The 12130-nt window shown below is 63.2% G+C and carries 13 protein-coding genes; 8 read left to right on the plus strand and 5 right to left on the minus strand.

The window, feature by feature from the left end; all coding sequences use genetic code 11:
- The first annotated feature begins 51 nt into the window (after positions 1-51).
- The 6 genes from fsa to AC5STB_RS01900 all read left to right on the plus strand — a co-directional run bounded on the left by fsa (position 52) and on the right by AC5STB_RS01900 (position 4044).
- Complete coding sequence (gene fsa, locus AC5STB_RS01875; protein ID WP_039183490.1) at positions 52-705, plus strand: fructose-6-phosphate aldolase; 654 nt, start codon at positions 52-54, stop codon at positions 703-705.
- 373 nt (positions 706-1078) lie between these two features.
- Positions 1079-1786 (plus strand): DUF484 family protein, encoded by a 708-nt coding sequence (locus tag AC5STB_RS01880; protein ID WP_495441287.1) that lies wholly within the window; start codon positions 1079-1081, stop codon positions 1784-1786.
- A complete protein-coding gene (locus tag AC5STB_RS01885) occupies positions 1783-2703 on the plus strand; it encodes a tyrosine recombinase XerC (protein ID WP_495441288.1) in 921 nt (306 codons plus the stop codon). Before AC5STB_RS01880 ends, AC5STB_RS01885 begins: the two co-directional genes overlap by 4 nt.
- A 50-nt stretch (positions 2704-2753) precedes the next feature.
- Positions 2754-2981, plus strand: coding sequence for a GDCCVxC domain-containing (seleno)protein (locus tag AC5STB_RS01890; RefSeq protein WP_495441289.1), 228 nt, complete (start codon positions 2754-2756; stop codon positions 2979-2981).
- A gap of 115 nt (positions 2982-3096) precedes the next feature.
- On the plus strand, positions 3097-3309 hold the full coding sequence (locus AC5STB_RS01895) for a hypothetical protein (RefSeq protein ID WP_495441290.1): 213 nt from the start codon (positions 3097-3099) through the stop codon (positions 3307-3309).
- Between the two features lie 39 nt (positions 3310-3348).
- Positions 3349-4044 (plus strand): CDP-alcohol phosphatidyltransferase family protein, encoded by a 696-nt coding sequence (locus AC5STB_RS01900; protein ID WP_495441291.1) that lies wholly within the window; start codon positions 3349-3351, stop codon positions 4042-4044.
- 117 nt (positions 4045-4161) lie between these two features.
- Here AC5STB_RS01900 and AC5STB_RS01905 read toward each other — a convergent pair whose 3' ends face one another.
- The gene (locus AC5STB_RS01905) at positions 4162-4614 is read right to left on the minus strand and encodes a methylated-DNA--[protein]-cysteine S-methyltransferase (protein ID WP_495441292.1); all 453 of its coding nucleotides are present in this window, start codon (positions 4612-4614) and stop codon (positions 4162-4164) included.
- Positions 4615-4804: 190 nt separating this feature from the next.
- Between AC5STB_RS01905 and AC5STB_RS01910 the strand changes: the two genes are divergently transcribed.
- Together AC5STB_RS01910 and AC5STB_RS01915 are read left to right on the plus strand one after the other, a co-directional pair.
- On the plus strand, positions 4805-5182 hold the full coding sequence (locus AC5STB_RS01910) for a hypothetical protein (RefSeq protein ID WP_495441293.1): 378 nt from the start codon (positions 4805-4807) through the stop codon (positions 5180-5182).
- Between the two features lie 114 nt (positions 5183-5296).
- Positions 5297-5647, plus strand: a complete 351-nt coding sequence (locus AC5STB_RS01915) for a hypothetical protein (RefSeq protein WP_495441294.1) — start codon at positions 5297-5299, stop codon at positions 5645-5647.
- Between the two features lie 16 nt (positions 5648-5663).
- Here AC5STB_RS01915 and AC5STB_RS01920 read toward each other — a convergent pair whose 3' ends face one another.
- The 4 genes from AC5STB_RS01920 to ileS form a co-directional block, all read right to left on the minus strand.
- Positions 5664-6686, minus strand: a complete 1023-nt coding sequence (locus tag AC5STB_RS01920) for an ABC transporter substrate-binding protein (protein ID WP_495441295.1) — start codon at positions 6684-6686, stop codon at positions 5664-5666.
- Positions 6687-6699: 13 nt separating this feature from the next.
- Entirely contained in the window at positions 6700-7779 is a 1080-nt protein-coding gene (locus tag AC5STB_RS01925; RefSeq protein WP_495441296.1) for a peptidoglycan-binding protein LysM, read from the minus strand.
- Between the two features lie 144 nt (positions 7780-7923).
- Positions 7924-8655: a hypothetical protein gene (locus AC5STB_RS01930; protein WP_495441297.1), complete on the minus strand. Its 732-nt coding sequence runs from the start codon at positions 8653-8655 to the stop codon at positions 7924-7926.
- Between the two features lie 235 nt (positions 8656-8890).
- Complete coding sequence (gene ileS, locus AC5STB_RS01935) at positions 8891-11878, minus strand: isoleucine--tRNA ligase (RefSeq protein WP_495441298.1); 2988 nt, start codon at positions 11876-11878, stop codon at positions 8891-8893.
- Positions 11879-12130 lie beyond the last annotated feature (252 nt).

Raw genomic sequence — 12130 nt, forward strand, 5'->3', positions numbered from 1 at the left:
ATGAGGTAAAGGCAGAAGCGACCGAGGCCAACCCATCCAAAGGACTGCCCCATGAAATTCTTCGTAGATACTGCCGAGATCGACGCCATTGCCGAGCTGAACGATCTGGGCATGGTGGACGGTGTCACCACCAACCCGTCGCTGATCAAGAAATCCGGCCGCGACATCATTGAGGTCACCAAGGAGATCTGCGATCTGGTCGATGGCCCGGTGTCGGCGGAAGTGACCGCAACCGACGCAGAAACCATGATCGCCGAAGGCCGCAAGCTGGTAGAGATCGCAGAGAACATCGCGGTGAAGGTGCCGCTGACCTGGGACGGCCTGAAAGCGTGCAAGACCCTGAGCGACGACGGCCACATGGTCAACGTGACCCTGTGCTTCTCCGCCAACCAGGCGCTGCTGGCAGCCAAGGCAGGCGCGACCTTCATTTCCCCCTTCATCGGGCGTCTGGATGACATCAACCTGGACGGCATGGAGCTGATCGAGGACATCCGCACCATCTATGACAACTACGGGTTCGAGACCCAGATCCTGGCGGCCTCGATCCGCTCGGTGAACCATGTGCTGGACTCGGCCCGCATCGGCGCCGACGTGATCACCGCACCGCCCGCGGTGATCAAGGCGATGGTGAACCACCCGCTGACCGACAAGGGCCTTGATGCGTTCCTCGCCGACATCAAGGCGGCTGAGATCAAGATCCTCTGATCATTCTGACAGACGGAGCACAATGGAAGGCGCCCAAGTCCGGGGCGCCTTTTTTCTTGGAACGCTTGCAATTCTGAGGGCCAAGCCCTCCCGCGCCCCGTTGCGGCCCGGCTGACACCGGACCACGTGACGGCTTGGGCCCGGCAGCGCGCCTCAAGGCGCGCTGCGGCGGCGTTGCACGCCGCAAGCGCCGGGCCGCAGCCCGGCGCACCGCCCAACGGGAGCGGGGCATGCAAATGCACTGGCGACGGGCGGGAGAACCACTGGTCCAAGCATTTTCCGCTGCATCCGCATTTTTCCTCAGCATTGCAAAAATCCCGTGTTATACACATCGCCAAACCCGCCAGAGGTCCGGAGCCGCAAGAGTTCACCCATGAGCAGTTCAAGCAATACAGCCAGCCTGGAAGACCAGCTGCGCGAGGCGATCCTCGCCAAACCCGACGCGGTGCTGGAGGATCAGCACCTGATGAATGCGCTTGTCGCCGCCAATGAGCGCGCGATGGGCTCCAACGTCGTTGACCTGCGCGGCATCGCGATGGAGCGGATGGCGGCACGGCTGGACCGGCTGGAGGACACCCACCGCTCGGTGATTGCCGCGGCCTATGACAATCTGGCCGGCACCAACCTGATCCACCGCGCCGTTTTGCGGCTGCTGGAGCCGCAGGATTTCACGGCCTTCCTGTCCTGCCTGGAACAGGAAATGCCGGAAATCCTGCGCGTCCATGCGCTGTCCCTCGTGCTGGAGACCGCGCAGCCCGGCGGCGCTGAGGTTGAGCGCAAGTCCGGCGTGCTGAAGCTGGCAGGCCCCGGCTTCACCGAAAGCTATGCCGGCCAGCCCGGCAGCGAGCGGCCCGTGACCCTGCGCCAGACCCAGGGCGGCAGCCCGCGGGTTTACGGGCTGAAGGCCGAATGGATCCGTTCCGAGGCCTGCCTGATGCTGAACCTGGGCGAAGGCCGCCTGCCCGGTATGCTGGTGATGGGATCAGAGGACCCGCATCAGTTCTCGCCGATGCAGGGCAGCGATCTCCTGGCCTTCTTCGGCGGCGTTTTCCAACGTTCGATGCGCTACTGGCTGTCATGACCCTGATCTCCCCCGCCTGCCGTGATGCGCTGCAGCTTTGGCTGGAGCGCTTAAGCGGGCTGGAGGATGCCTCGGCCAACACGCTGACTGCCTACCGCGGCGATGTCGCCGCCTTCCTGTCCTTCATGACGGAGCATACGGGCGGGCCGCAGGGGATGGGCGCGCTGGCGCGGATCACCACCACGGATATGCGGGCCTGGATGGCGTCGGAGCGCACCTCCGGAACAGGAGCGCGGTCGCTGGCGCGCAAGCTGTCCGCGGTCAAGAATTTCTACCGCTGGCTGGCCGAACGCGAAGGGTTTGAACCGGCCGCGGTGCTGCTGGCGCGCTCCCCCAAGTTCCAGAAGAAGCTGCCGCGTCCGCTGGCGCAGGAGGCTGCCAAGGCGGTGCTGGAAACGGTTGAGCTGCAATCGCAAGAGGACTGGGTGGCCGCCCGCGATGCGGCCGTGGTGACGCTGCTTTACGGCTGCGGGCTGCGGATTTCCGAGGCGCTGGGGCTGACGGGCGCCGACGCGCCGCTGCCGCCGGTTCTGCGCATCCTCGGCAAGGGCCGGAAAGAACGGGTGGTGCCGGTGCTGCCTGCTGCCCGCGATGCAGTGGAGCGCTACCTGTCGCTTTGCCCGCACCCGCAGGAGGCTGCAGCGCCCTTGTTCCGCGGCGTGCGCGGCGGCGCGCTGAACCCGCGCCAGATCCAGGGGGTGATGGCCAGGACCCGCGCCCAGCTGGGCCTGCCTGCCACCGCCACCCCGCACGCGCTGCGCCACAGCTTTGCCACCCACCTGCTGGAGGCGGGCGGCGACCTGCGGGCCATTCAGGAACTTTTGGGCCACGCCTCACTGTCGACCACACAGGCCTATACCGCAGTGGATACCACCCATTTGCTGGAGGTCTACAACAAGGCCCACCCGAAGGCGTGACTTGACCCGGCCCGGCTGCTGGCCTTTGCTGGAAGAAGGGAGGCCTGCCAATGACTGAAACACCCCCTGTGCAAGTGATCCTGACCAGCGTTCTGACCTGCCCCGCCTGCGGGCATGAGGCTGCCGAAGAGATGCCGCAGGACGCCTGCCAATGGTTCCATGAATGCCCGTCCTGCCGCACCCTGCTGCGGCCTAAACCGGGCGATTGCTGCGTTTTCTGCTCTTACGGAACTGTCCCCTGCCCGCCGGTGCAACAGGGGGATTGCTGCTGCGGCTGACCCCGCTCTGCGGACAGCTTGATTAAAATGCGCGCTATTTTTGCGTGTGCGGGAAAGCTGCCGTTAAGGCGGGGCAGGCTTGATGGCAAAAAACCGATCCAGAAAGGATTCTGCCATGATCTTCGCCGGCTTTGCCGAATTGTTTGCCGATGGCGCCCCTGCCGCCCCTGCCCCGCCGCCCGGCATCCAGCCGCGTCAGCGCGATCTGCCCTTGCGGCTGCCCTTCTCCTTCCCTGACGCCACCTGTCCAGGCAGCCAGAGCCGCCGCAGCCGCGCGGCCCGCATTCAGCTGCCTGCAGGCACGGAATTCTGCTCAAAGCTGCACTGAGTGCTTGCGGCCAATGGGCAAATTCGCCATCAGGGACTGATGACACCTCAACTGCGCGCCCTCTCCGTTCACCTGCTTACCGCAACCGGCGCCGTTTTCGCCATGCTGGCTATGCTGGCAGCGGCGGACGGCAAATGGAGCCTGATGTTCCTGTGGCTGGTTGTGGCCTTTGCGGTGGACGGCGTCGACGGCCCGCTGGCGCGGCATTACCATGTCAAGCGCTACTCGCCGGAGTTCGACGGGGTGCTGCTGGACCTGATCATCGACTACCTGACCTATGTCTTCATCCCTGCCTTTGCCCTGTTTCAATCGGGGCTGATGGCGGGCTGGACCGGCTGGTTCGCGATCATCGTGATCACCTTTGGCAGCGCGATGTATTACGCCGACACCCGGATGAAAACCAAGGACAATTCCTTCTCCGGTTACCCTGGGGTCTGGAACATGCCAGTGCTGGTGATCTTTGCATTGGAGCCCAGTCATTGGACCAGCCTGGTGCTGGTGACGCTCTTGTCCATCGCCATGTTCCTGCCGTTGAAATTCATTCACCCGGTGCGCACGGTGCGCTGGCGCAAGGTGTCGCTGCCGATGGCGCTGGCTTGGACCTTCTTTGCCGGCTGGGCCGCCTGGGTCGATTTCGATCCGCAAAGCTGGGCCCACTGGGGGCTGGTCGTGACTTCTGTTTATCTGCTGTTTGTCGGCATTGCCCAGCAGATCGTGCCGGAACGTTCTCGCTGACCCATTGCAGTCAGAGCTTCCCAGGCTGAGGGGTGCTGCCGCTCAGCACCCCCGGGCGCACGCACCCCGGGGTATTGTCAGCCAGAAAGAAGCGCCGGATCCGGGCTGCCGTACAGATCAAATCAGCAGGCTGGCGGCGCCTTCGTGTTTCAGCAGTGCGACTTTGGTTTCCACCCCGCCTTGCCCCGAGAAGCCCCCCAGGCCCGTGGCGCTCAGCACCCGGTGGCAGGGGATAATCACCGGGATCGGGTTGGCGCCGCAGGCATTGCCCACCGGCTGCGGCGGCGCGCCCAAGTCCCGGGCGATGCTGCCGTAAGTGCGGGTTTCGCCAAAGGGGATCGCAAGCATCGCATCGCAAACTGCCCGCTGGAAATCCGATCCCTCCACCTGCAGCGGCAAGTCGAACGCTGTCAGCTCCCCCGCAAAATAGGCGCGCAGCTGTTCCAGCGCCCGCACCAGCAGCGCCGAGTTCCCACCGCCCTCGGATGTCCAGCCCAGACGCACGATGGCCCCGTCGCGCTCAGCCACGCTGAGCGGCCCGACAGGCGTTTCAAGACTGGCTGTGTTCATCGTTTCGCTCCGGTGCGCTGCCCGCTGCATCCTCCGGCGGGAGCACCGAAAAGGCAAGCAGCGCTTTCTCCAGCTTTTCACTGGCAGAACTGCTGTTAACGCCGCATTAACCATCGTTAAGAATTCACCGCCGGATTGGCTCAAATTGTACTAAAAGACATTTCAATAGCGTTTCAATGAGGCCAGCAAAATGATCAATTCCGTTTCCAGCGCTGCCAGCCTTTACCGAAGCCAGGCGCGGCTGAAGGCCACGCACCGGCAGGATCCGGCCGCTGGCACACCGCAATCCGGTGCACTGCGGTCCGCCGCCGCCAGCCAGGGCATCCCGCACGCCCCCGCGCCGGCCGGGACGCTGGACGCCAGTCAATCCCAGACCGCCGCCGCCCGGTATGTTGGCCCCGCACGCGCAGCAATCCAGGCTGAGGCATTGGACCCGCGCCCGGTCAAACACGTCGACCTGACCGCCTTTTACCAGGATCTGATGAATGGCTGCCAAGCCGGTCCCAAACCCGTCAGCGTTCTGGCCGCAGAAGCAAACTATGCCAAGGCCCGCAGCATCACAGGCTGAGCCCAGCTCGGCAGGAGGTGCCTGCATGGCTTACTCCTGTTAACGTTCTGTTAAGCCTGTTGTGTTAATTCTCCCTTAAGAACGGTTCAATGCCACCGCGAGGGACCCTCTGTTATGTTTATACCAGTTTCAGGACGGGTAGATCCTATCAAGCCGAACCGCGGCCACCTGTCCGCGCGGCCAGTTGTCCGGTCAGATGATCCGGACCAAAGCGAATCTGCCGATAACACACCGCGCGAGCGGGACGAAAAGCTGCGGGACGGCCGCCAACGATCCGGTACCGGCGCCCTGCTGGACGCACCGGACATGGCGGGTGCCGCGACGGACGGCGAACTGCTGAACGAGAATGCAGTGTTGGCACAGCATCTGCTGCAGCAATGCGCCTGTCAGCGGGCCACCGGCGTGCTTGCAGCTACCGGGACAGCCTTTCACGGGTATGAGGCGGCCAGGACCCTGTCGGCCTGAACCGCCGCGTTTTCCCTTACTGCAGCTGCGCCCAGAACAGCTCCAAATGGCGCGACATGATCTCCTCGAACCGGCCGCTGTCGCGCAGCTTCTGCAGGCCCGCGTTAATCCGGTAAAGATGTGTGGTGCCCCGCCAGTGGCGCTTGGAGATCACAACATGCAGGCCTTCTTCTGACAGCGGTTTTTCCAGCGGCACCACGGTGTCGCGCAGGTCTTCCGACACAATTGTATTGGCGCCGAGGAACAGGTTCACCGCAGCCGCATCCGCCTGCCCCTCTGCCACCATGCGGAAACAGTCTGCCGGGGCTTCCGGCTGCACCAGGGTGATCTTGTCCTCTGCCAGCCAGCGCCGGTCCGCGCGGTTCAGGTCATGGGTGAAATAGCCTGCCGGGCGGCACAGGGTCTTGCCCTCGACATCACCGTCGTCTTCATATTCAAACCCGCCGCCGGCCCGCACGAACAGCATGATGGGCATAATCATCACCGGCTCGGAAAAGTGGAAATTGGCACAGCGCTGGTTGTCCGGCTCCGCAGTGCAGTCGGGTTTGAGCCAGGGGAATCCCATGTCGAATTCCTTCTTGTCCAGCATCGGGAACAGGTGCTTGGACCAGTCGTCCTCCCAGCTGACCGAATAGCTGACCGGCGCCGGCGCCAGTTCCAGCGCGGCGTTGACCAGCTCCGTCACCATCCCCTGCCCCGGCAGGCTGCGGTCGGTGAAGGGGGCGTAGCCGCTGCCTGTCAGCAATGTCAGCTCCGCCTTTTCCTGGCGCAGCGGGGTGGCATCCGGTGCAGTGGCGCCGGCAATGCAAGGGATGAACAGCTTGCGGCCCGGCAGCACGGTGGCTCCGGCCAGCAATTTCTGATTGGCATAGTAGACCATGGTCCAGCGGTTGCGGTCGCCATAGTGGGTCTCCGCGATCGTGAACAGCGAGTCCCCGGGCTGCGCCACATAGTCCACGTCGCAAATCGCCCAGGCCGCGGCCGGCGCCAGGGTGAACAGAGCCGCCAGTTGCAAGAGGCGTGAGAAGAGCCGTTTCATGCTGTCCCCTCCCTCAGAATCCGGCCCAGATCCGGGCCATATGGTCCTCGACGATGGTCTGGTAGCTGCCGTCCTCCTGGATCGTGCGCAGGCCCTTGTTGATCATCGCAAGCATTTCACCCGCACGCGGGTGGGTCTTGTGCACCACCACATAGATGCCCAGGACTGACAAGGGCTGCGGCAGCACGGTGAACTGATCTGCGATGCCCGCCTCCTTCATCACGCTGCGGCCGGTGAATTCGTTGATCGCCACGGCGTCCGCCTCGCCAGCGGCCACCATGTCAAAGCAGTCTTTCACCTTGTGCGGCTGCTTCAGAGTAATCTTCTTCTCCGCGATCCAGTTGCGACCGCGCTCGTCCAGATCAAATGTCAGGTAGCCCGCGGGGCGGCACAGGGTCTTGCCCTCGATGTCGCTGTCACTGGTGAACGCAAACGGCCGGTCCTTGTGCGCAAACAGCAGCATCAGGGTTTCGAACATCGGCTCGGAGAAGTGGAAGTTCTCGCACCGGTAGCTGTCCGGCACCGTTTCGCAATCGGGCTTGTACCAGGGGAAGCCCAGATCCAGCAGCGCGTTCGACAACAGCGGGTCAAAGTGCGACGACCAGTCGTTCACCCAGTGGATGGCATACCCTTCTGCCGGGGCGGCCTGGGTCATGGCGGCATTCACAACCTCGGTGATCAGGCCGCCATTGTGCGACGCCTTGGAGGTAAAGGGCGCGTAGTCGTCGCCGGTCAGCAGGTTGATCTTGTCGCGCACAGCCGCATTGCCGGGTGCAACCTTGACCTGCACCGCGGCGGCCGGAACGGATGCGCTGATCTCCTTGCCGCCCGGCAGGCCCAGCGGCAGCCCCTCAAGACAGGCCAGAGACAGTTTCATGCCAACGCGGATCGCACCCGGCTTGGGGCCGATCTGGCCAATGTTGCGGTTGTGAATGGCGCTCCATTTGCCTGCGTCCTTGTACAGTTTGTCGGCAATCACAGACAGGCTGTCGCCGGATTGCACGGTGTAAACGCCACCGCAGGTTTCGGCAGCGGCGGACGTGGCAAAAAGGCCGGACAGCCCAATGGCGGCAGCAGCAATGTAGGTCTTCATATTCCCCCCGGAAGTATGCGGCGCCTTGTCCGCAGAATGGGTATGCGGCGCCAGTTGTTCTGAATTTCTGTTGGTTAATGTGCGCAGGCAGATCTGCTGCCTGCAAAGCAGTGCCGTTCTGGCGCTGCGGCCGTTTCAGGCTGCTCAGTTGCCGGTGAACAGCGCCAGCAGCGTTGCGGTATCCACCCGCCCGTCAGCCTTGATCAGACTCGCCGGAACAGTGATTTCCTGCCGCTCATAGGCGCCATTTACCATCTGGTCGATATAGGCGTCTGATTGCCCTTGCGCGGCAGCGGTCAGCACCATCTTGTAAAGAGCCGAACCCTCGGCAGGCGCAGCGGGCGCGGCTTCTACCGCTGCTGCAGGCTGTGCCTGCTTGCTGCGCAGCGCCGCAAGCGTGCCTTCGGTGATGCGGGCGACCAGGGCATTTTCACCGCCAGCGGCTGAGCCGTCCAGCCCCGCCGCCGCAGCTGCCCCGGCGGGCACATCCGCAACAAACGGATCCGGCGGAAGCGTTGCGGTTCGGGTATCATCAGCAGGCGCACTGCCGCCGAACTGGAAATAGAGCAGCATCGCTGCAGCCACTGCCAGTCCCGCAGCAGCGAGGCCCAGCTTCGGCAGCGCAGATCCGTCCTCCGCCGGCAAAGGAGCAAACTGATGCAGATCGACGGCTGGTTCCGGCTTCGCGGGGGCGGTGTTGACCGGCTTGGCTTCACTCATGGCTCCACCAGCCGCGGCCTGTGCCTTGCCCGGCGCGCTTGCCACCAGACCGATCTTCATATTCTTCGGCGCCGACACTCCGTCAATTCGAATTGACGCACCGCGCGCCCTCCCCGGCGCATCCGCCGGTTGCGCATCCGCTTTCAGCTTCAGCATAGAATACTGCCCCCTGCTCCATGCCATTTTTTGAAATGACCGTTTAAAATCTACATGGAATTAACTTTTTCTTAACCAATTGAGGGAAACCGGTCAACATTTAGCGGAATCCAATACAGCGGCACACAATGATTTTCCCGGGAAGAGTGTGGAAAATGCCGCAGCAATACCGCAAAAATAACAACGCCCGGCGATCAGGCCGGGCGCTGCGTGTAATTCAGGGGTGAGACCCGGTTTAACCCAACGCGCTGTCGCAGCGGCCGCAGACACCCTTATGGCCGTGGCTGCCGACATCCGGCAGGATCTTCCAGCAGCGCTGGCACTTGCCGCCGTCCGCCTTCTCAAACACCACCGACACGCCATCCACCTCCGGCATGCGGAAGGCTTCGGCGGGGGCCGGATCGTTTGTCAGCTGGATATCCGAGGTGATGCAGACATCGGCGAAGTTTACCGATTGCAGCGCTGCCAGCGCCTCGCTGTCGCGGATATGCACCACAGGGGCGGCTTCCAGAGAGGCGCCGATCACTTTGTCGGTACGCTGAATCTCCAGCGCCGCAGTCACCACCCGGCGGGCCTGGCGGATCTTGGACCATTTGGCAGCCAGCGGCTCATTCAGCCAGTCGGCAGGTGTGTTCGGAATGTCCTGCAGGTGCACAGAACTGCCCTCGCCCGGGTACTTCTCCAGCCAGACCTCTTCCATGGTGAAGACCAGGATCGGCGCCAGCCATGTGGTCAGACGGTGAAACAGGATGTCCAGCACGGTGCGCGCGGCGCGGGCGTTCAACGTGTCGCCGTCGCAATAAAGCGCGTCCTTGCGGATGTCGAAATAGAAGGCCGACAAGTCCACGGTGGCAAAATTGAACACCGCCGAGAACACGCCCTGGAAATCAAAGGTCTGATAGCCGGTGCGGACCTTGTGATCCAGTTCGGCCAGACGGTGCAGCACCCACTGCTCCAGCTCGGGCATATCCGCGGGCTCAACCCGCTGATCCTCGCTGAAGTCACTCAGGCTGCCCAGCATGAAGCGCATGGTGTTGCGCAGGCGGCGGTAGCTGTCGGCGGTACCCTTCAGGATTTCCGGCCCGATCCGCTGGTCGGCGGTGTAATCGGTCTGGGCCACCCACAGGCGCAGGATGTCAGCACCGTACTGCTTGACGACCTCTTCCGGCACGATGGTGTTGCCGAGCGACTTGGACATCTTCATGCCCTTCTCGTCCAGCGTGAAACCGTGGGTCACAACATTGCGGTAAGGCGCCCGGCCCTTGGTGCCGCAGGCCTGCAGCAGCGAGGAGTGGAACCAGCCGCGGTGCTGATCGGTGCCTTCCATGTAGACGTCGGCGATGCCGTCCTCGGTGCCGTCTTCGCGGTCGCGCAGCACAAAGGCATGGGTCGAGCCGCTATCGAACCAAACATCCAGCACGTCGAACACCTGGTCATAAGCGTCCGGATCCACGGAGTTACCCAGCACCCGCTCTTTGAAGCCGTCCTCGTACCAGACATCGGCGCCGTGCTCTTCGAACTCAGCCACGACCCGCTTGTTCACGTCTTCATTGCGCAAGAGGAAGTCCGCATCGGTCGGCAGCGCGCCCTTTTTGGTGAAGCAGGTGAGCGGCACGCCCCAGGCGCGCTGGCGGCTCAGCACCCAGTCGGGGCGGCTTTCGATCATAGAATGCAGGCGGTTGCGGCCCGTTTGCGGCCACCATTTCACCAGTTCGTCGATCGAGCGCAGGGCGCGTTCGCGGATGCTGTTGCCCATCTCATCCATGCCGTCGTCCAGCTTGCGGTCGACGGACGCGAACCACTGCGGCGTGTTGCGGTAGATGATCGGCGCCTTAGAGCGCCAGGAATGCGGGTAGCTGTGCTTGATCTTGCCGCGCGCCAGCAGGCCGCCGGCCTCAACCAGCTTGTCGATGATCTTCTTGTTGGCATCGCCCTCGCCGCCCTTGCGGTTCAGGATGTAGGTGCCGCCAAAGAACGGCAGGTCAGCCCGGAAGCCGCCGTCGTCCATCACATTGTAGGTGATCATCTGTTCCAGCATGCCCAGATCACGGTAGTGTTCGAATTCCTCCATACCGTGGCTGGGTGCGCAGTGGACGAAACCGGTGCCTTCGGTGTCGGTCACGAAAGGGGCAGCGCGGAAGTCGCGGATGCCGTCCCATTCGCCGTTCGAGCCCTCGGCGCCGTGCAGCGGGTGCTGCAGCGAAAGGCTGGACAGCTCGTCAGCTGAGACGCCGCGCAGACGTTTGTATTGGTCCTCGCCCAGGCGGGCGCGCTTGAACACCTCTGCCGCCAGATTGTCGGCCAGCAGGAAGCGGTCGCCGGTGCTGGCCCAGCATTCCTCAGGGGTGCCGGTGACTTCATAAAGGCCATAGGCAATGTCGGCGCCGTAAACCACCGCCTTGTTCGACGGGATGGTCCAGGGCGTGGTGGTCCAGATCACCACATGGGCACCTTCCAGGTCCTGCGCCACGATCGCCGAGTCAGCGCCGGCAAAATCGGCATCTTCGCCGTCCGCGGCCACGAACCCGCCCGCCTCGGCCACCTTGAACTTCACCCAGATGGTGAAGCTGTCCTTGTCGTGATACTCGACCTCGGCCTCAGCCAGCGCGGTTTTCTCGACCGGAGACCACATCACGGGCTTGGAGCCCTGATACAGCGTGCCGTTCATCAGGAATTTCATGAACTCGTCTGCGATCACAGCCTCGGCGTGGTAGTTCATGGTCAGATACGGATCATCCCAGTTGCCGGTGATGCCCAGGCGCTTGAATTCCTCGCGCTGGATATCGACCCAGCTGTCGGCAAAGGCGCGGCATTCCTGGCGGAATTCCACGACTGGCACTGCGTCCTTGTTCTTGCCCTTCTTGCGGTACTGCTCCTCGATCTTCCATTCGATCGGCAGGCCGTGGCAGTCCCAGCCCGGCACATAGCGCGCATCAAAGCCCATCATCTGGTGCGAGCGCACGATCATGTCCTTGATGGTCTTGTTCAGTGCGTGGCCGATGTGCAGGTGGCCGTTGGCGTAAGGAGGGCCGTCATGCAGGGTGAAGGGCTTGCGCTCTGCCGCGGCGGCCTTGTCGCGCAAGCGGTCGTAGACGCCGATCTCTGCCCAGCGCTCCAGCCAGGCAGGCTCGCGCTTGGGCAGGCCTGCGCGCATCGGGAAATCGGTTTTCGGCAGGTTCAGGGTGTCTTTGTAGTCAGGCGTCTGGGGCGTGTCGGCGCACATCGGGGGCGTCCTTTGGATAATCAAGGTCGGAAATTGGGATATTCGGTTCGGCGCGATGGCTCAAGCGCCTTTGCCCGGCGGCTCAATGGTTTCAGAGCGCCGGGGATATAATTCGAATAATGATGGCCGCGAATAGGGACATGAAAGGCCTTATAGGATGGTCCCGCCGGAGGGTAAAGCGGCAGTTGTGCTGCAGCTTGATGAGCTCAGCGCTATCAGCCGGCCGGATGTCATTAGCACCAAAAAGTAAGC

The organism is Leisingera sp. CC-HEC093 (assembly GCF_059429195.1).